This window comes from Labilibaculum sp. K2S (genome assembly GCF_030372765.1).
In the GTDB taxonomy this organism is placed as follows: domain Bacteria; phylum Bacteroidota; class Bacteroidia; order Bacteroidales; family Marinifilaceae; genus Labilibaculum.
In genome coordinates this window covers 33,959-54,587 of the sequence record NZ_JAUCMW010000012.1, presented here as the reverse complement: position 1 = coordinate 54,587, position 20,629 = coordinate 33,959, and the positions used below count along the sequence as shown (strand labels likewise).

At 36.3% G+C, this 20,629-nt stretch carries 18 protein-coding genes; 10 read left to right on the top strand and 8 right to left on the bottom strand.

All coding sequences use genetic code 11. The features are described 5' to 3' along the window. Nucleotides 1-3: 3 nt before the first annotated feature. The 4 genes from QUH73_RS13675 to QUH73_RS13660 all read right to left on the bottom strand — a co-directional run bounded on the left by QUH73_RS13675 (nt 4) and on the right by QUH73_RS13660 (nt 3,955). Nucleotides 4-1,065 (bottom strand): hypothetical protein, encoded by a 1,062-nt coding sequence (locus tag QUH73_RS13675; RefSeq protein ID WP_289531002.1) that lies wholly within the window; start codon nt 1,063-1,065, stop codon nt 4-6. Nucleotides 1,066-1,135: 70 nt separating this feature from the next. After that, nucleotides 1,136-2,515 carry an alpha-amylase gene (locus QUH73_RS13670; RefSeq protein ID WP_289531001.1) on the bottom strand — a complete coding sequence of 460 codons (1,380 nt, stop codon included), beginning with the start codon at nt 2,513-2,515 and terminating at the stop codon, nt 1,136-1,138. Between the two features lie 364 nt (nt 2,516-2,879). Beyond that, nucleotides 2,880-3,260 (bottom strand): desulfoferrodoxin family protein, encoded by a 381-nt coding sequence (locus tag QUH73_RS13665; RefSeq protein WP_289531000.1) that lies wholly within the window; start codon nt 3,258-3,260, stop codon nt 2,880-2,882. Between the two features lie 62 nt (nt 3,261-3,322). After that, the gene (locus QUH73_RS13660) at nt 3,323-3,955 is read right to left on the bottom strand and encodes a peroxiredoxin (protein ID WP_289530999.1); all 633 of its coding nucleotides are present in this window, start codon (nt 3,953-3,955) and stop codon (nt 3,323-3,325) included. A 348-nt stretch (nt 3,956-4,303) separates the two neighbouring features. On the opposite strand from QUH73_RS13660, the gene QUH73_RS13655 reads away from it, so the two are divergent. Together QUH73_RS13655 and QUH73_RS13650 are read left to right on the top strand one after the other, a co-directional pair. Further along, complete coding sequence (locus QUH73_RS13655) at nt 4,304-5,116, top strand: alpha/beta hydrolase (protein WP_289530998.1); 813 nt, start codon at nt 4,304-4,306, stop codon at nt 5,114-5,116. 63 nt (nt 5,117-5,179) lie between these two features. After that, complete coding sequence (locus tag QUH73_RS13650; protein ID WP_289530997.1) at nt 5,180-6,262, top strand: toxin-antitoxin system YwqK family antitoxin; 1,083 nt, start codon at nt 5,180-5,182, stop codon at nt 6,260-6,262. A gap of 246 nt (nt 6,263-6,508) precedes the next feature. On the opposite strand, the gene QUH73_RS13645 is transcribed toward QUH73_RS13650, so the two are convergent. The 4 genes from QUH73_RS13645 to QUH73_RS13630 all read right to left on the bottom strand — a co-directional run bounded on the left by QUH73_RS13645 (nt 6,509) and on the right by QUH73_RS13630 (nt 11,176). Next, nucleotides 6,509-7,345, bottom strand: coding sequence for a hypothetical protein (locus tag QUH73_RS13645; RefSeq protein WP_289530996.1), 837 nt, complete (start codon nt 7,343-7,345; stop codon nt 6,509-6,511). Nucleotides 7,346-7,383: 38 nt separating this feature from the next. Continuing rightward, nucleotides 7,384-7,812, bottom strand: a complete 429-nt coding sequence (locus tag QUH73_RS13640) for a hypothetical protein (protein WP_289530995.1) — start codon at nt 7,810-7,812, stop codon at nt 7,384-7,386. Between the two features lie 117 nt (nt 7,813-7,929). Beyond that, on the bottom strand, nt 7,930-10,155 hold the full coding sequence (locus QUH73_RS13635) for an alpha-L-rhamnosidase-related protein (protein WP_289530994.1): 2,226 nt from the start codon (nt 10,153-10,155) through the stop codon (nt 7,930-7,932). 316 nt (nt 10,156-10,471) lie between these two features. Then, nucleotides 10,472-11,176 (bottom strand): hypothetical protein, encoded by a 705-nt coding sequence (locus QUH73_RS13630; protein WP_289530993.1) that lies wholly within the window; start codon nt 11,174-11,176, stop codon nt 10,472-10,474. Between the two features lie 479 nt (nt 11,177-11,655). Here QUH73_RS13630 and QUH73_RS13625 point away from each other — a divergent pair, with 479 nt between their 5' ends. The 8 genes from QUH73_RS13625 (at nt 11,656) to QUH73_RS13590 (ending at nt 20,623) form a co-directional block, all read left to right on the top strand. Beyond that, nucleotides 11,656-12,870 (top strand): outer membrane protein assembly factor BamB family protein, encoded by a 1,215-nt coding sequence (locus QUH73_RS13625; RefSeq protein ID WP_289530992.1) that lies wholly within the window; start codon nt 11,656-11,658, stop codon nt 12,868-12,870. A 25-nt stretch (nt 12,871-12,895) separates the two neighbouring features. Continuing rightward, nucleotides 12,896-14,140, top strand: a complete 1,245-nt coding sequence (locus QUH73_RS13620; protein WP_289530991.1) for an outer membrane protein assembly factor BamB family protein — start codon at nt 12,896-12,898, stop codon at nt 14,138-14,140. Nucleotides 14,141-14,223: 83 nt separating this feature from the next. Continuing rightward, nucleotides 14,224-15,648 (top strand): outer membrane protein assembly factor BamB family protein, encoded by a 1,425-nt coding sequence (locus QUH73_RS13615; protein ID WP_289530990.1) that lies wholly within the window; start codon nt 14,224-14,226, stop codon nt 15,646-15,648. 12 nt (nt 15,649-15,660) lie between these two features. Further along, nucleotides 15,661-16,623, top strand: a complete 963-nt coding sequence (locus QUH73_RS13610) for a hypothetical protein (protein WP_289530989.1) — start codon at nt 15,661-15,663, stop codon at nt 16,621-16,623. A gap of 3 nt (nt 16,624-16,626) precedes the next feature. Next, nucleotides 16,627-16,833: a hypothetical protein gene (locus tag QUH73_RS13605; protein ID WP_289530988.1), complete on the top strand. Its 207-nt coding sequence runs from the start codon at nt 16,627-16,629 to the stop codon at nt 16,831-16,833. A 12-nt stretch (nt 16,834-16,845) separates the two neighbouring features. Then, a complete protein-coding gene (locus tag QUH73_RS13600; protein ID WP_289530987.1) occupies nt 16,846-17,415 on the top strand; it encodes a hypothetical protein in 570 nt (189 codons plus the stop codon). Between the two features lie 9 nt (nt 17,416-17,424). Next, the gene (locus QUH73_RS13595) at nt 17,425-18,687 is read left to right on the top strand and encodes a 4Fe-4S binding protein (protein ID WP_289530986.1); all 1,263 of its coding nucleotides are present in this window, start codon (nt 17,425-17,427) and stop codon (nt 18,685-18,687) included. Between the two features lie 76 nt (nt 18,688-18,763). Continuing rightward, entirely contained in the window at nt 18,764-20,623 is a 1,860-nt protein-coding gene (locus tag QUH73_RS13590) for an outer membrane protein assembly factor BamB family protein (RefSeq protein ID WP_289530985.1), read from the top strand. Nucleotides 20,624-20,629: the final 6 nt, after the last annotated feature.

Here is a 20,629-nt window from a genome sequence, read left to right as displayed (position 1 = left end):
GTATTAAGATACCTTTTTGATCATTTTAAATGTTGGATTAAATGAAAACACTTTTATTTCTTGAGGATGAATTTTTAGTGCGGTAAAATCTACTTTTATTTCCAAGGGAGGATGTTTAAAGTATCCAAAGTTAAGTTGTGTTTGCATTCTGTCACCTTTTTTAAGGATAGATTTATGTCCTTCGGATTTTGTAACAGAACTTACCACCTGATGCCTTATTTCTTTTTCGCTCTCAGGATCAACGCTGATAATTTGTATTGAATCGGGTGAAAAATTTAAATATTCACTGCTGTGATTAATTAATTTTAGATTCAAGAAAAGGCTGTCGTTATCATGGTAAAATTTGGTTGTTAGTACAATTCCATTCATCACAATTTCTGTTTCAGAAAATTGAAGACTTGATTGTAATTTATCTTTATTAACGGGTTGCTTTGCTAACGAATTTTCGTGTAATTTTTTAAGATAATTGAGTTGGATTGTTTCAATGTGCGAATTTTCTTTTGTTAGTTCGTATAGTGTAATTGAATGTTCATTGGCAAAATGATTGAGATAATTCGAAAATAATTTTTTGTTTGCATTGAATTTGATAACCTGATTTGTTATTGAATGACCATTTGTATCTCTAATGAAATTAAAATCAACAAAATAACAACTATCTAAATCGCCTCTTTTTTCTGTTCGTGAGAATAAATATTTATTATTTATGGGTGTAAATTTATAGAAGAATGATTGTGAGCTATCGGGAAGTAGTACAGTTTTGGTTCTAACCGAAATAGGATTGCTTCGGTGATTCTCCAGTGTTTGAATTTGAAGTAAGTAGGGGGAAATTATAATTGACGATTTTCTATTATTTCGAATTTGTCCGTAGAATAATAAAGTATCTCCGCTTGCATTAGCACATAGGCCGGCATTAACAAAAATTCCGTTTGAGTTTATTATACTTGGGGTTTCAAATTTAAGAGGATATTGTTTTTCCAGTTTGCCGGGTAATATTAATTTATCTTGATTGGAACATGATGCTGTAAGATGGATAAAAAAAAGAGTTGATAATAGTCGAATTAGCATAGCTGTGCAGTTTTTAGATATCAAGTGGAAGCCATGACTTCTGTTAAAAAATCATGGCTTAAATAGTAATTTATTTCGAAGACCAAACGGTATATCCGTGAGGTGGAGCCTGAATTTTAACCCACTTGCCACTCTGAGTTACTGGTTCCCAAGTTGAATTTCCTGTGTAATCTTTAATTGTTGTGCTTGACCAGTTGGTTTCAACCCATCTTTCCTGCCAACTATCTGAATTGTTGATATAAACAACTAATCCTGGACCATTCCATCCGTTTCTGCGTGCAACATATTCATCATTATCATCATATAATATTGATGTGCTGCCACTAGCTAGATTATTGTGAATCCATATTAAATTATTCATTTTATCCTTGTCCAGCCATTCTTCATAATCACGATAGAAGACACATGGGTATCCTTCGTGAGTTAGAATATATGAATATGCTAGCATTTTGTTCCAAATTTCATCTGTATCGTGATTGGTTACGAATGTAACTGCTCTGGTTGCATTTTGCTTCCACATCATGTTATTGTTCAATTTGGTTAGGTCATTTCCATCAAAAGCATCGTTCATTGCATAGTAACAGGCAAAATCGAATACGGAAGAATTGGCTTCATTGGCCCACCAATTAAGATAGTCTACATTGCTGTCCCATAATTCCCCAACCGAGAATCCTCCTACAGAAGCATTCCATTCTCTTACAACCCATGGTTCAAATCCTTTCACATAATCAAAACGCCAACCATCAAAGCCCATTACATTTTTGTAGTATTTGGCCACAGAGTTGGAGTTATTCCACAACCAATCCTGCACATAAGTCTTGCTGTGACATAAGTCAGGATATCCGCCAAAAGCACCTAAATCATTTGTTTCAATATCATTAGGATGAAAATCATTGTAATTTCGATAGAACAAACCAGATAATGGATTAAAATCTGTCCAAGTATCTGTTCCTGTGTATGGATTTTGCTCTGATGCTCCTCCGCTATTGTGATTGATAACGATATCAGCATACACAAGCAATCCTTCGTAATGTGCAGAACTGATCAGATTTTGTAATTCTGCTGTTGATCCAAAACGAGTTTCGATTGATCCCATTTGGTTGTATTCTCCAAAATCATAATAATCGAAAGGATCGTAACCCATAGAATAAGTTCCATTTTGAGCTTTGGAAGCAGGTGGTAACCAAATGGCATTAAAGCCGGCACTACTCCAATCGGAAACCTTAGAATCAAGAGTGTTCCACCAATTGCCCCCTGCAGGTACATCCCAATAAAAGGCTTGCATTAGTACACTGGCATTATTAGTGGTTTTGGTGGTTAAACTTGTCGTTTTAGTGGTTTTAACTTCTGGCTGAAGTTCAGTCATTTCATTTTTGGAACAAGAGGAAAACAGTAATCCCAAACTAAGTATGAAAGTTAAACTTAGGTAAAATAGGTCTCTCCTTTTCATAAGTAATAAAAATTTAGTAGTTAATTAAATGTTTGATTTTAATTTAAATAATCGTTTATAGTCATAACATGTTTCTTCTCTGTTTATGAAAGAAGAATGTTATAATTTATGATTAAATAAAAGTTTGCAGGTTTTATTTAATGATATAATTGATGAAAAAACACAACAAACGTTTGCGTAGAAGGGCTGAATATTAGATAGTAAGCGAATTGCAACGCAGTTTGATGCAACTAAAATCAAATCTTTAAAAAAAAATAAGGGCAAGAGATCCCGGAATTAAATGGTTTAATTAGGGTAGAGGTGGTATTAAAAAAAATAGGGAAATCATAATTGATTTCCCTGTTTTACTATTTTGAATCAGTAGTTATTCTGCAACTTCTACTAATTTTTCATCTGAGTGCCATAAGCCATGCTTTGTACAGAAAGCTGTAGCGGTTAGTTTCATTTTACGGGATGGTACTATGTAAAAATCAACTTCAGCCTGATTGGCTTCACCACCTAAAATTCCTGTTGAGAAAGTAGCTTGTGTTAACATTTTTTCACCATCCCAAAGCTGAACCCAAGCAACATAGTGATCGAAATCATCCGGATGAGCATAAGCATCACCAATTTTCACTTTCACTTTAAATTTCTCACCTTTTTTAGCTGAGTCATCGCAGTGAATAAATGCAGAATGTCTGTCGATATAATCTTTCTTAGCTTCACCATCAATGGTGTTAATGTCTTGGTACCTGTTAATTTTCATGTTTTGTTTTTTTGATTTTATTCCCTGTAAAATTCGGGATGAGAGGATTATTTTGCTTTTTATTAGTTTTTGCTTAGGTATTCTGCAACACCATCAGCAGTAGCTTGCATAGCTTCTTTTCCTTTGTTCCAGTTTGCAGGACAAACTTCGCCATTTTCTTCGAAATGCTGCAATGCATCAACCATACGAATTGCTTCATCAACACTTCTTCCCAATGGCAAATCGTTAATTACCGAGTGACGAACAGTTCCTTTTTTATCGATAAGGAATAATCCGCGGTAGGCAACAGGTGCTCCTGTAGATACTGCGTTTCCCTCTTCATTGTAATCGTACTCTGATGCTAATACGCCATAGTTTTCAGAAATTGTTTTTGATAAATCTGACACCAAAGGATAAGTAACACCTTTTATACCACCTTTGTTTTTCTCAGTATTCAACCACGCAAAGTGAGAGTATTCTGAATCTACAGAACAACCAACAACAGCTACGTTTCTTGCTTCGAATTCAGCTAGTTTTTCCTGAAAAGCGAGCAGTTCAGTTGGACAAACAAAAGTAAAATCAAGAGGATAGAAAAAGAATACTACTTCCTGTTTACCAATAAATTGATCCAATGAAAAATTTTCAACAATCTGATTTCCGTTAACAACAGCACCTGCAGAAAATGATGGTGCTTTTTTTCCAATTAAAGTTTGCATTTTATTTTGTGTTTTAATGATTATTAATCTTGCTTTTTGTAATGATTACAAATGTAGAATTGATTTGACTAAGGCACAAATTATATTAATCAATAATCTTTATACCTGCATCGAGAGAATTAATATCATTACTGATAGATTCTTTAACCATTCAGTCTTTCAGATAAATCCCATTGAAGGTAAAGGATAAAGGCTCATAAAGTTTTTATTTGAATGATAATTTTTAGTTTTGTAGAAGTTGCCAGGTTTAGTTTGGATAAAAGAACCTTACTGCATTGTCAGCAATTTGAAGGATATTTTTAAATTTAAACTGTTTCGGGAAAAGCTCCGATTAAAAATAAGAAAGAAATGCGGGTATTTGAGAATATAATTGAACTTACAGATTTTAAGGATTGTAAAGGAAAAATAAACACATCGATATTTGAGACAGAAGAAAGATCCTGTGTACCGTATTTTGTATATTTACCTCCTAATTGGACTCCGAATGAAACCTATCCATTGGTTTTGTTTTTCCATGGGCAAGGTGGCGACGAAAGTACATTTAATAAATACGTTCGGGCGAAACAATTGAATGATTGGATTAACAACGGGAATCTTGATCCGGTAGTAATTGCGGGAATTCGCGGAGATAATGATCGTGACAACGTTCAGTGGTTTACAGAGGAAAATGAACGTCTTTTGATAAAGGAGCAGGGAGGTGAATTTATTCGGTTTTGTCAGGATTCCTTTAATGCAGGAGGTCATGGAAAGCAGATTTCAATTGAAGGGCATTCGCGGGGAGCCGCCGGAGCGATTCATTACTATTTGAAATATCCGGGTTTGTTTTCGTCGATTATCGGAATGGGCTATGTAAGTGATTATACCCTGGAGAATAACTTCTTGCTTGGACAAAACAATTTAGAGATTTTAAAAGGTGAATCAACACCGCTTAGACTTGAAATTGGTACCGAAGATAGTTTTGTTCTGACGAAGAATCGCAGAGCTAGTTTTGAAATGCATCAGTTCTTAAAAGAAAATGAGATAGATCACTCTTTTGAAATATTGCATGGCGTTGAACATGGTTTTGATACCTATTGGAATTATTACAGCGATGAAGGAATGTTGAATGGTTTGGCTCATCTTAAATTTCACGAACGAAGCAGAAAGAGAAATTGTCGGTAAATACTTCGCATTATATCGAAAAGTTATCTATTTTGTACATAATTATTCCAAAATTGAATTCTCATGAAGTTTACCCGTTGTTTTTTTGTTTTTATCCTACTACTTCCGCTAAAAAGCATAGCTCAGGATACTGTATATTTTAATCAGGATTGGCTGGTAGCTGAGAAAGAGAACGCTCAGTTTTTTTCAACAATAAATAAAATTACAGAGAATCAATTTTTGGTAAAAGACTTTACAATTGATAACGTGCTTCTGTCCGAGTATCATTATAAGGGCTTACAAGCAAATATAGATTGGACCGGGCTCTACGAAGTGGGTTTTAATAAATATGCAATTGAAAATGGCCCGAGCAGATATTTTTATTCTTCGGGAAGCAAGAAAAAGGAGTCTGAATTTGTGAATGGTGAACAAAAAGGGATGATCACATTGTGGCATGAAAATGGAAAGAAGGAAAGTGAATTTTTTGCTGTAAATAATATTGCAAATGGTGTTTATACAGAGTTTTTCGAAAGTGGAGAGCCTAGTTTAAGTGTGAAATTTATAAATGATACCTTAAACGGGCCGGCTATTTATTATTATCCGAATGGCAAAATATCCCATATGGGAAAGTTTAAAGCAGGAATTAAGTTTGGAATTTGGACATATCTTTCGGAAGATGGCAAGCCTGTTGCCGAGGAGTTATATCAAAACACCTATTTTATTGATGGAGCGGCTATAAAGATTAGTTTTCCGGAAGGAGAGTGGTATTTATCCGAGAAGTACAAGGTTGATGGCAGATTAAGTTTCCTTTTTTACAGACTTGGAATGAATGAAGATGAGAATATCGAAGATTTAGCATCTTGTTTGATTTCTTTGGAAGCTGTACCTTCAGATATTGGTTTGATTGATTATTCTTCGCACAGAAGAAGACGTCTCTCGGTGGATGTAAAGAAAGTTATACCCAAGGAGAAACAACTATTTTCTCTTCCTCAAAGCATTGCTTATCTTGGAAATCATACCGATTCATCGGGTCATGAACGAACAACAATTATTCTGCATTCTATTCAAGCTGAAGTTGGAATGGAATTAATTCTTGATTGTTCAAGTGAAAATTATGAAGTTTTAAAAGAGGAATTTGAATACATACTGAAATCTCTTAAAAAGTAATAGTTACAAAAGGCAGTTTAAATTAAACGATGAAAGTCGTTTCTACTTAATTTTATTTGTAATCCAGTCTAATATTTATCAAAGTTTCCTGCGCATTATTTACCCAAAAGATACAAGAATCGTTGAGGCTGGTCATAATGAGCCTAAAAAAAAGACGCATTTTTATTCAAATCTGTATCTTTCATAAATTGTTGGATTTATTTGCGTTATACCCTTGAGATACCACAATCAGACAAGTCTTTAGCGTTACTCCTCATCCTCATCAAAATAATCATCCTCATCAAGCAGGAAGAGCTCATTTTCATTTACTATTTCTTTAGAGTAGGGTGGAATTTCGAAGTAGAACGGCATTTCGAACACCGGCAATGTTTCTTTAAAAAACTGACACAATGAATAGCGTTCTTTTTGAGCCAGATAGGTAAGAAGTCGGTCTTTGGTTTCCTGACATATTTTGGTTGTAAACATTTCTTTTATCTCATCGGGAGCATTTTGCAGCAACCACTCCAGCGAATCGAGATCTTCACGAAAAAGGTCGGCCGAAAAAGATTCAAAGTTCAAAAGGTTACTTAAGGGATCCTGTATTTCAGGCATGTATAGTTTTTCTTTGTCTTTTGTTTTTAGCTCGTACAGAAGATTGGAGAGGGCATATATCCGTTTTGCGATGTACTTGTTTACATCTTTTATAGACTTTTCCTTTTTGCGGGTAAAAGTTCTTTCGGCAGGGACAGGAAAAGAGACCAAATGTTTTTCAACAATGGCGCAAGACTTATAATATTTTCGTTCGAGCAGATGGCTTAGCAGTTTTTGTTTAACGATATCGGTGACCGGCTCAACCAATGTCCTCATGATGTACACCAAGGCTTTTGGGTCGTTTTTTGCAACCCAGGCTACGCTGTCGTAATAAGTACCAAGATCATTAAAACTGATGTCATCAATATCGCAAATGTCATCAATGCTGGAAATCATATAAACCGAGTTAAGAGCGTATTTGTACCAGCGGTAACGGGGTTTTCCATCTATTTCTTCCCATTCGTAGGCAGTAGCCTCGTGAAGATCCATTTTGTTTACAATATCATAAAACATACAATTGTGTATTTTTTGGTTTCTTTTAGTTCAAATTCTTATTCGTTTGAAGATTCATCCTCTTCAGGAACAGCCTTGTCTTGTTTAATAATCTGAGGAATCAATTCTCCGCAATTAGGACAAAAATTGACTGGGTTATAGATCAAAAAATCACATTTTTCACAATTTATTTTTCGGTAAATATTAAGCTTGGTATCCTTCAAATTTGAATCATTTTTATTTGGTTCTTTTTTGATTGGTCTGTTTTTGTTAAGAGTTTTTTCTTTTGTAATAAGCTTGGAATAGCTGAAGCCTGCTAATTCATGTAGTTTAAGTATTTCAAACTCACCGATTGATTTGTATCCTGCAAAAACACTTTTTGCGATACTAATTTCCAGATTAAGTATTTCAGCAACATTTTCAGCGTTTAGTTTTTTTTCAGCTAATTGTTTGTCGAATTCTTCAGAGTTAATATAGGATGTAGTCATATATTTATAGTTTAGATGTTTTTATTATTCATCATGAAAAGCGATAACTGTTTGAGAGTACGAAATAGCAATAACCTTTATAATTGTGATGTAAGCATAGTAATAAACCTAAAATATTTATCTTATTCTAATTATTCGAATCTTATCTATTCGAACCGAGTTGACTTCCTGATTCATATTTTTATTGAATTCTTCGAAGCTTATTTTAAAGAAATTGTTTTTGTTTGTCAGATCAATGGAGAAGGAATTGGAGTAGCCGTAATTATTCCAATCACCTTCCCCACGTTGCGGAAAAACGATACTTCCGGCATAGCTGTTATTCACCCAAAAACTACGATTTGCGCATTTGTTATTGGTGTTCACAGGGCCATTTCCGTTTGCATATAAAAAATCGATATAGTACTTTCCTTCATTAGGAATTCGAATGTTAAAATAGAATTCCCGATTTTTTTTCTTGCTCAATTCAACATAGGAGGTTTTGGCATTGGAGTCAAATTCTTCAGCTTCAATATGTCTTTTATAATTGGAATCGTATACATATAGGGGCTCACTATAGAACGATAAATTTCCCAAACCATCGTCTATCTGAATTTGAAATTCACTAGGTTCACTAATGTGTACTTCTGACATATAATTGTCTTCGGTTTGCAGAAGAAGTTCTCCGTTACGGTATACACGGTAATGATCAGCATTTTCTTTTTTATCCCATAACAATTGATTTTCCACAAAGCGGAGCGAAGTGGTTTCGGGTGACACCATATTATCGACCATATTCAGTTCTGATTTAGTAGGCAACTGATTGTTCATTCTAATCTCAATCTTGTGTTTCCCTTCCATTTCTTTTGGCACGATGGGGCGTTGGTAATATTTTCCATCTAAGGAGTAGTAGTTAATTTTATCGCCAAAGCCGTAAATTTCGATGTCTAAAATTGTATTTTGATAGCGAAGCCCTTTGATACTTTGTTTGCCCTTGTATTCTCTGGGGATAAATGGTTTGAATTCTAAATAATCGGCAGTATAATTCATTCCCATTAGAATTCGGTAAAAGGTAGATAAGGAACCGGCGACACTCCAAAGTTGACGGTCAGAATTTATTTCAGTTCCGTTAAAATCACCATTTTCAATCAAAAGATTTTCTTTATTGGTAAGAAAGAGCGCACTTGACCGCAACATGTTGGCAATTCCCCATTGAACGCTTTCAACGTTATTTGTTCTGCTTGAAGCCCAATTCCAATAAGCTTGCACAAAAGGCCAAATTGCTTGATTGTGATAGGCTGGTATGTTTGGAATCTGAGGATAGAAACATGGGGTTCCAAACCTAGTAACCGGAGTATTTGATATAATCTCTTTTTGTCTTTCTTCATTGGTGATATCCCATAGAACCATAAGTGCCTCACCCAAAGTTTCCGATTTATCCGAAAGCAATTGATTCTTTCTTCCGTAAAGATATTGTCCAAAATATTTTTTTTCGGGCAACCATAGTTTTTCATTCAGGCTGTTTTTTAAGGCTTCCGAAATATCCTGATATTTTTGCACATCTTTTCCAAGTATTTTTCCCATTTTCATCAATACCTGCAGACTTTGGTAGTGTACTGCCTGAGTTCCCAAATTATAGGAGTTGTAAATATCAATTGGTTCCATCCATTTTGGATAAGATTGTTCCCGCCAGTCTAAAAAAGAAGATTCCCCTTTAAATAGATATTTCTGATAATCCCAAACCACATTAAGATCATCTTCAGTAGAATTTTTTATGATGAAATAAACTTTCCTCAACCAATCCATGTCTCCGGTAGACTTGTACAATTCCCAGGCAGCCGTTGACCAGATCATTCGATCAGAACTTACCGGCCAGGAACCTCCTGTGCCTGTGTCCTGTACAATTTTTCCCTGCTTAACTTTTTTAAGCAAACTTTTTTTAGAAATTTCAGGATTAGTAATTGCAAGGGCTAAGATCACGCTATAGCTGATGTCTCGGGTCCAAACACCATTCCATTTTTCACCTGTATTAAAAGTTGTGTCGGGAGCAATATTCTTTTCTATTTCCTCAAGAGAAAGCTGATAAATGGCATTGAGTAAAACCTGATTCGATTCGTATTTAGGGTATTTGCTTAAGTCGGTTTTAAGTTGCCATTCTTTACTATTCAATCCAGGGTAATTAGAGCTGATGTGCGAATTGTTGTGTGCTATAGCAGTATGTTCTCCTTGCTCTATTCGATTAGGGAATACTGTAAAGGCTGAAGATTGATACAAAATGTAATCTTCAGGATTGCATCGATTTAAAAGAACAATCGCGAGGAGAATTGCAATAAGAATAAGAGGTGGAATGAAAAACCATTTTTTCATTTGGGGTGTTTTTGATATGCTTTTAAAAGTAACAAATTATGGAAAACTAATAACAGATATTAAGAAATAATATTGCACAAGGTGTTGATAGGAATGTAAATCGTTCAAAAATTGCAATGGATGAACTGCAGGTTGTTGTTATTGTGAATGCCGGGAGTTGAATGAGTCATGTTTGTTGTAATTAAGTCAAATAACTGTGTAATTAAAAAAGCGACCAAAGTCGCTTTTTTGTTGTGATAAATTAGTTGTATGTAGTTAAAAGAAAGTATTTAATCAAATTTATATAGAAAATAAATATAAAACAATATATAAATTGTTATTTATTCTCTGTATTCTGAATTTTAGCGTCTTCCATAATTATATCATAAGTATAGCCAGCTCCAAAATCTTTGTCCAATGCAATTGTTCCTGACACTTCAATAATTTGCCCTATAGAAACAACATCTTTACAAGTAATGGTAAGATCAAAATTGCCCTCGAAGTCGGAACCATCCTGAATGTGTATCCAGTTCTTACCCATAATGTTTTGATTGAATTTGGTAACCTTTCCTTTCACAGATATCTGCTTACCCGAAAATTCATCCTTTTTTGAAAAGAGCTCAGAAATACTTGTTATTCCTTTCGTCTTTTCTATTGAAACTTCAATTCTTTTAGCCTTTTGTTTCTTCATCGAAGAGGCTTGCATCGGCATGTTGTTTTCAATAGGTGTGTCAGAAATGGTGTTTAAGAAATAAATAACAGGAAAGTCGCGGTTTAATTCTTTGCTGTGAAAATTTTTCATTTCCAATGCGCCTTTATAATAATACGTTTTGCCTGTTTCTATTGGTCGTTGACCAACGGCCAGCCATAAATCATTATTCCCGTTTATATAGGTATAACCACCAGCATTAAATGTTTCTTTTACTACAACTTTACTAACTCCAAGTGGAAGAGTAGCTTCTTGATTTTCAGTTTTTTTAGATTGACATGCAGATGAAAAAATTGCAAGTCCTAAAATCATCAGTAATATTGATCTTTTCATGTAGCTTTTTGTATTAGTGTATGGTTTAAAGATAATAGAAATCAAATAGAAAAATAAGGAATTATACAGTTGCCTATTTATTTTGATTTTAAAGAGGCGTTAAAAAGTTGTTAAACAACCCTTGTTTTTGGTTGTTTGAATATTTTTTTTGCGTAATTCCAACTGAATTTATTTATTTGATTTAGTTTATGTACTGTAAATTAAAAAAGACCTGTGAGTCTTTAAAGTTCGTATTTGAACAATGATAGTTTGCAAGCATGCGTTTTTTATTTAAATCTAAATAGCCATAGGGTTAATACTTTTTTAATGCAAATGATTTGGTTCTTCTGGCATGAAAAGTGTTTAATATTATGTATTGTTTTTATTTAGACCTGAAATAGATTTAAGTTGAAATGCTATGTTCATTTCTAAAACAATGGAATAGCCTGTATCTTTAGAAAGTTGGAATGTAATTTAATATTGAATAAAGCCCGTTTATAATGAAAAAATATTTTGTCTTACTTGTATTTTTAATTGCTGTTACTACTTCTTTTGCCCAGGAAAATGCCCAATGGAGGGGGGTGAATCGTGATGGAATCTATCAGGAAACCGGATTGTTGCAGGAATGGCCGGTTGATGGCCCCGAACTGTTATGGCATATTGAAGGTTTAGGTGAAGGACATGCTTCTGCTGCAGTAACTAAAGATTTTATTTATATAGGCGGTACAGAGCTTGAAAATGGTTTTGTAATTGCATTGGATCATTCAGGCAAAGAGCTTTGGAAGCAGGTTTATGGTAAAGAATGGATGGATTCTTATAACGGTGTGCGCACAAGTCCAATGGTTTATGATGGTGTAGTTTATGTGATGAGTGGTTTGGGAAAAATAGTAGCCATGAGTGCTTCTGATGGAACCATTCTATGGTCAAAAAATATACTGACAGATTTTGGTTCTGAAAATACCCGTTGGGGAATAACAGAGAATCTTGTTGCAGATGGAAATAAACTATATTGTACTCCCGGAGGTTCAGAAGTTAGTATGGTTGCATTAGATAGAAAATCAGGCAAGCTGATCTGGAAAGCAAAAGGAAATGGAGAAAAATCAGCTTATTGCTCTCCTGCATTAATAAAGCTGGCAAACCGCAATTTATTGGTGACTCATACAAGTAGTTCAATTATTGGAGTTGATGCTGAAACCGGTACTTTACTTTGGTCGTTTGATCATCCTAATAAATATTCAATTCATCCAAATACTCCTTTATATAAAGATGGTTATTTGTATTGTTTTAGTGGATATGGTAAAGGTGGAGTAATGCTTAACCTTGCTGAAGATGGATCTGGCGTAAAAGAGGTTTGGCGAAATGAGTTGATGGATAATCAAATTGGAGGAGCTGTTCTGCTTGATGGTAAGATATATGGTTCTGGTCATACTAATCGTGAATGGTTTTGTTTGGATTGGAAAACTGGTGAAGTATTGCACTCAGCTAAAATGTTAAGTAATGGGAACGTAGTTTATGCTGATGGCAAATTGTATTGTTACGGCGATAGCGGAGAAGTTGCTCTTGTTGATGTTAGCAATGGAAGTTATGAAAAAGTAAGTTCGTTTCGGGTTCCTTTTGGTGAAAAACAACATTGGGCTCATTTGGTGATTAATAATAAAAGACTATATGTTCGTCATGGAAGTTCCTTGATGGTCTATTCAATTAAAGCAAACTAAGAACAATACAAAACCTATCAAACTTATGAATCGACTAATACTTGTCAGTATTGCATTATTAAGTGCTTTGACTCAGTGCAAAACAGAAATACAAAAAAGTGAGTGGCGTGGCCCTAATCGCACTGGAGTGTATGCAGAAAAAGGTCTTCTGAAGGAATGGCCGACAACAGGGCCCAAAATGCTTTGGCATTTGGACAGCATTCCTACTGGACATTCTTCTGTCGCAATTGCTCACAATACTGTATATCTTACCGGATTAAAAGATTCAATGGATTATTTGATGGCCGTTGATATGGAAGGAAAATTAAAATGGCAGGTTCCTTATGGTCGGGGATGGGATGAATCTTTTACTGATTCCCGTTGTACTCCTACTATTGAGGATGAAAGAATTTATCTGTCGAGCGGAAGGGGAGATTTGGCCTGTGTAAATGCTCTTTCCGGTGAGATGCTCTGGCAGGTAAAGGCCAATGAAATGTTTGAAGGTGAGTGCGGGGAATGGGGAATTTCTGAATCTTTGCTTTTATATAATGATTTGGTCTTTTATACTCCTTGCGGAAAGAAAACAACAATGATTGCGTTGAATAAAATGACTGGAGAAACCGTTTGGGAATCGAAAAGTATAGATGATAAATCCGCCTATGTTTCTCCTTTATTGATTGATCGAAACGGGAAAAAACAGATTGTTACAGTTACTGAAGAAAATGCAATTGGTGTTAATCCTGAAAATGGAAATATTGACTGGAGATTTGATTACGGTAGTTATGCTGCCGGAGAATGGAAAGCTAATATTAATACCAATACTCCATTGTATCAAAATGGAAAAATATTTATAACCAATGGCTACGATCATCATTCTGTAATGTTGGATTTGAATGATGATGCTTCTTCTGTGCAGTTAGCCTATGTCGATTCTCTATTAGATGTTCATCATGGGGGCGCTGTTCTTTTGGATGGCTATATCTATGGTGCAAATTGGATCAATAATAGAAATGGATATTGGGTTTGCATGGAATGGGAAACAGGGAAGAAAATGTATGAGACTGAATGGGAAAATAAAGGATCCATTATTTCAGCCGAAGGCATGCTGTATTGCTATGATGAGAAAGATGGTAATGTTGCCTTGGTAAAGGCAGACCCGAAAGAATTTAAAGTAATAAGTTCGTTTAAAGTACCATATGGAAAAGGTCCTTATTGGGCTCATATGGTTATAAAGGACGGTGTTCTGTATGTTCGTCATGGAAATGCGTTAATGGCATATTCGATAAAATAATCTTAAACTATTTTCAAGTCTGTCAGGTTTTTACGCCTGCCGGATTTAAATAATATTATTGAACTGATCTTAAGTTGCAGAATATGCTGTCGAAAAGAAGCGAAAAAGGATTAATTCTCTTGTCTGTTGTTATTGCAGGCATATTGTTTGTGTATTGGTTGGTTTATAATCCTGTAAAGGATATTCATACAAGTATTCCGGGAATGGATAACCGCCCGGCACAGAGTGAATCTTCTGAAAGAATTCTAATAGGAGAAGGATTTGATCTTTTTTCTGATCACACTTCAAATTTAACAGGGAAATGGACACAATTTAGAGGTGCAAAGTCAGATAATATTTCGACTGATAATATCAAGTTGATTAACAGTTGGGGCGACGGACCAAAGATTAAATGGCAGGTTGAAATGGGCGAGGGACATGCTGCTCCGGTTGTTTACAATGGGAAGGTGTATGTTCTCGATTACGATGAAGTGAAAAAGGCTGATGCCTTGCGTTGTTTCTCTTTGGAAACGGGAGAGGAACTTTGGCGCAGATGGTACAGAGTACATATCAAACGAAATCACGGAATGTCGAGAACGGTTCCGGCAATCAACGATAAATATATTGTTACCATGGGACCGCGTTGTCATGTTATGTGCACCGATCCTAATACAGGTGAATTTCTATGGGGACTCGATTTGGTAAAGGAATATATGTCTGAGATTCCATTTTGGTATACAGGTCAGTGTCCTATTATTGACAATAATGTTGTTATTCTTGCTCCAGGAGGTAAATCTTTATTGATAGCAGTTGACTGTGCTACGGGAAAAGTTCTTTGGGAAACACCTAACCCTGATAATTGGCAAATGTCTCATTCATCGGTTATGCCAATGACTTTAAATGGGAAAAAGATGTGGGTTTATGCTGCCATTGGTGGAATCGTTGGTGTTTCGGCCGAAGGTGATGATGCAGGACAAATTCTCTGGAAGACCAAAGAGTTTTCTCCTTCAGTGGTTGCTCCATCGCCGGTTGTATTGAAAAATGGTAAAATATTCATGACCGCTGGTTATGGTGCAGGTTCCATTCTATTTCAGATAAAAAAGAATGGAAACTTATATGAAGTGGCTACGCTTCAAAAATTCAAGCCTAAAGACGGTATTGCCTCCGAGCAGCAAACTCCAATTGTTTACAAAGATCGAATGTTCGCTATTCTACCTAAGGATGCCGGTGGAATGAGGAATCGCTTTGTTTGCTGTGATCCTAATGATTGTACAAAAATATTGTGGACAAGTGGAACCAATGATCGTTTTGGTATGGGACCTTATATTATTGCTGATGGTAAATTCTTTATTCTGAAAGATGATGGAACTTTAACTATAGCCAAGGCAAGCACTGAAAAGTTTGAGCTGTTGGATAAAACGAAAGTTTTGGATGGACAAGATGCCTGGGGGCCTTTGGTTGTTGTTGATGGGCGATTGTTAATGCGGGATGCGAAACATTTGTTGTGTATTGATATTAGAGCAAATTAAAAGGATAGACGTATGAAAAATAAATTGATTCTATGGCTTTTGGTAATTTTACTTCTTGTTGTTGTGGCTTTCATGGCAAAAGATCTTTTTGTGAGTACGGATAGCCCACGGGAAAATATTTATGAATATGATTTGAAAGAATTGCGTAAAGTCGATTCATCAAAAATTAGTCATAAAGAGGTAAAACAAATAAAAATTCAGGCAAATGAGCTTCATGGAATTGCCGTTGATAGTAAAGATCAGATTTATGTGAGTACCGATGAAAACATATTGGTTTTAGATTCGGAAGGAAAACAAATCAATTCATTAAAAGTGAGAGGAGAGGCTCGTTGCTTGACAGTTGCTGAAAATGGAAACATTTTGGTTGGTTTGGGCAATCGTGTCGATATCAGAAAACCGGATGGTAGTCTGCGAAACAGCTTTGTAGTCGCAGGTGAAAAGGCATTTATTACTTCACTTACCATTGATGGAGACAATGTTTACGTAGCTGATGCAGGACAGAAGATTGTGCATCATTATAATATTGATGGTGAGAAAATAAACGAAATAGGTGGGAAAAACCCCGAGGCTGGAATAAAAGGCTTTGTGATTCCAAGTCCGTATTTTGACTTGATGATTGGCCGACAAGGTGAACTTTGGGTTGTAAACCCAGGTAGACATGCTTTTGAGGCCTACAATTCCCGAGGTGAGCAAATTTCCTCATGGGAACGAACTTCTATGAGTTTGGAAGGTTTTAGTGGTTGTTGCAATCCTTCCAATGTTGCAATGCTTTCGGATGGTTCATTCGTGACTGCAGAGAAAGGGCTGGAAAGAGTGAAAATTCATCTGCCTTCCGGTGATTTTAAATCGGTTGTTGCCGCTCCCGAATTATTTGAAGAAGGAACAGTAGGTATTGACCTGGCCGTTGATTCTCAGGATCGAATCCTGGTTTTAGATCCTGTACAAAAAATGATACGAATATTTGAAGCAAAATAAACGATGATCAATAGAAGAGAATTTTTAAGAAATGGATTTAGAGGTTTGCTTTTAGGAGGTTTAGCCGTGATGAGCGGAACTCTGATTCTTCGAAATTACGGAGACGAAGAAGCTTCATGTGATTTTGATTTTCTATGTAAGGGCTGCGGTAAACTTAAGGCTTGCCGACTTCCGGAAGGTGTAAGATTCAGAACGAAGGTTTCAAAATAATTTGATTGAATAATGGAGGAAAATAAGAAGAATCGAAGAGACTTTCTCAATACATGCTTTCGTTTTGCGGCGGGAGCTGGCATTGTGGGTATTGCAGGAGTTTTGGCGGTAAAAAGCCAAAAGGGGGATTTCCTTTGGCAGTTGGATCCTGCAAAATGTACACAATGCGGACGTTGTGCTACGAGTTGTGTGGTAACACCTTCGGCAGTAAAATGCATTCATGTTTATGATATGTGTGGTTATTGCGATTTATGCGGAGGCTATTTTCGCCCAAATGTAAAAAATTTATCAACTGGAGCCGAAAACCAGCTTTGTCCAACCGGTGCAATCAAACGATCTTATGTGGAGGACCCGTTTTTTAAATATGAGATTATCGATGAACTGTGTATAGGTTGCGGAAAATGTGTAAAAGGCTGTGGTGCATTTGGAAACGGTTCATTGCAACTTCAGGTTAGTCATGATCTTTGTGTGAATTGCAACCAGTGCGCCATTGCCAGAGATTGTCCTTCCGATGCATTCTCAAGAGTACCAATCGAGCAAGCTTATAAGTTTGCCGGCTTTAAATCAAATAAAAAAATATAATCGATCACAATGAAGAAAAGCTTAGCCTTTATCTCTTTACTGATATTTTTTGTGGGAATGGAATTTGCGGCCTTTTCACAGCAGCAGCGTTTCCCAAAACCTGAATTCGAATCGGGCTACACACAGCCGGTTACATCAATGCCGGTACCAAGTAATGGAATGTTCGCTTTATTGGATGTATTGGTGTTAATTGCAGCACTTAGTCTGATTACCTGGTTCATTTTAAAGAAAAGATCAAGAACCGGAGTGATTGCAGTATCTATTTTTTCCATTTTATATTTTGGCTTTTTCAGGGAAGGATGTGTCTGTTCTGTTGGTTCCGTACAGAATGTTGTATTGGCATTATTCAATCCGGGCTATCACATTCCTTTATCTGCTTTGGCATTTTTTGTGATTCCTTTAGTTTATACATTATTCTTCGGAAGAACTTTTTGCGCAGGAGTTTGTCCACTTGGAGCAGTGCAGGATGTCTTCCTAATGCGTCCGGTGACTCTAAAGAAGTGGTTGCAAAAAGCATTGGGCTTAATTCCATACATCTATTTGGGATTATCTGTTTTATATGCAGCAACGGCAACCGATTTTATCATTTGTCGATACGATCCTTTCGTGGGGATTTTCAGATTCAATGCAACATTCTTCATGTATGCGATTGGTGCGGCTTTTTTGCTGATCAGCATTTTTATAGCAAGACCATATTGTCGGTTCTTTTGTCCGTATGGAGTTATTTTGAATTTGGTAAGCCGGGTATCGAAAAATCATTTGACCATTACACCTTCCAATTGCATTCAGTGCAAACTTTGTGAGAGCTCTTGTCCTTTGGATGCTATTAACAAACCTGTTGGAGTGAAACAAATGGAAGACAAGAGATCTGCTACCCGAAGATTTATATTGCTGGGTTTAATTATACCAGCATTAATGATTGTAGGTGGATGGACCGGTGCAAATTTTCATGAAAACCTTGCAAAAGTAAACTCGAAAGTTCGTTTAGCAGATGAAATGCTTCATTTCGATTCTAAAACGATGGAAGAGAGTTTGGAAATTGTAGGATTCAGAACTTCGGGGAAACCAGTAAAACAATTGTATCAGGAAGCATCAGAGATTGTAAAACAGTTTTATTATGGCGGTTGGATTCTTGGCGCTTTTATTGGTTTGGTTATCGGTTTGGCTTTATCCGGATTATCAACCTACCGATATCGTGAAGATTATACACCCGATAAAGGGGGTTGCGTGAGTTGTGCCCGTTGTTTAAAATATTGTCCGGTAGAAAAGTAACTGGTAAAACCAGACAGCGTCGAAGACCTGTAAGCGTTTAATTGAATGATAAGATTTTGCAGTAAAAAATTGATCTATGGCTAACAAATTTAAAATAAATCGCACCAACCTATCTCTGTGGAAAGGCATTGCAATGGTTGCAGGAACTTTCTCCTTCGTAATCTGCATGTTGGTTTTGGTGAATTACATTCAGATTAACAGAATTGATCCGGTAAATACTGAAGTGATTAACAGTTTGGTTAATCGTTTGAATGAAAATCCAAACGATGTTCAGTTAAGAGAGCAAATACGAGAGATGGATTTATTGGTTCGTAAAGCTTATTTTACAAATCAATGGCAAGTGAAAGCCGGAGGATATTTATTTCTGTTTGGTATTATTGTTACAGCCATAGCTTTACAGCTATTTTATGCCGGAAAGCAACAGTTACCACAGGTATCCGAAGAGGAGGAAGAGAATATCATTCTGTTTCGTGAAAAAGCCAGAAAATGGATTGTGATTGGTGGTTTTGGAATGGTTGGAATTACTTTGCTTTTTGCTTTTCTAACACACAAAGAGTTGGGGAATCAATTCACTGAGGCGGCAACAATAGCGAAAGCCAAGCATGCAGAAACAAAACAAACAAATATAACAATTGTTGCAAAAGAAGAAATCACTGAGCCTGTTGTTGAAGAAAAAGTTGTAGAAGAGGCTTTAAAAGAGGAAATTGTTGTTCCTGTTGCTGAGGAAGAAAAAGTGGTGGTTGAAGAGGCTAAAACCAGTTCATACAAAGGAACATATCCAAGCAAAGAGATGATGGCAAATTTTCCATCTTTTCGCGGACCGGGAGGAAATGCAATTGCCTACCAAAAGAACATTCCAATTGAGTGGGATGGAGCGAGTGGCAAAAATATCCTGTGGAAACAGCCTGTTCCTATTCATGCCTATAATTCTCCGGTAATTTGGGGAAATAAATTATTCCTTTCCGGAGCCAGTGCTGCAAGCCGGGAGGTATATTGCTACGATAGAAACAACGGAAAATTACTTTGGACAGCTAAAGCTGAACAGATTGCCGGATCACCTGCAAATCCGCCAGAGGTAACACCGGATACGGGTCATTCCGCATCTACCGTAACAACAGACGGGAATTTGGTTTTTGCCATATTCTCAAATGGTGATCTGATTGCAGTAGATATGAGTGGGAAAAAGCAGTGGGCTAAGAATTTAGGAGTCCCTGATAATCATTACGGGCATTCGTCATCATTGATTGTTTTTGAAGACAAGCTGATTGTTCAGTACGATCAGAAAAAAAACTCGAAAGTAATGGCTTTGTCAACATCAAGTGGAGAAGAAGTATGGAGTACTGCGCGCAAAGTAAAAGTTTCGTGGGCATCGCCTGTGATTGTTCAAAACGGAGATCAGGTTGAGATATTATTAGCAGCGGATCCTTGCATTGCATCCTATGATGCACAAACAGGAAAGGAATTGTGGAAAATAGACTGCATTACCGGTGAGGTTGGCCCTTCGGTAGCTTATGCAAACGGAATTGTTTTTGCCTTAAACGAATATGCCAGTTTGGTTGCGATTAAACCAGGAGCGAAACCGGAGATTTTATGGGAAGCTTACGATTACCTTTCCGATGTTCCGAGTCCGATTGCTTACAATGATTTGTTGTTTGTGGTGACCAGTTATGGTGCAGTTGCCTGTTACAATGCTAAAGCGGGAGAAATACTTTGGGAAAAGGAATTTGACGGAGGATTTTATGCATCACCAATTTTGGCAGATGGCAAAATATATTTGATGGATCGGAAAGGAGTAATGCACATTTTTAAGGCTGATAAAGAATATGTGGAACTGGCACCATCATCCTTGGGAGAAAAATCTGATGCATCGCCTGCTTTCGCAGATGGCAGAGTGTACATTCGGGGAGATAAAAATCTTTATTGCATAGGGAAATAGATATGG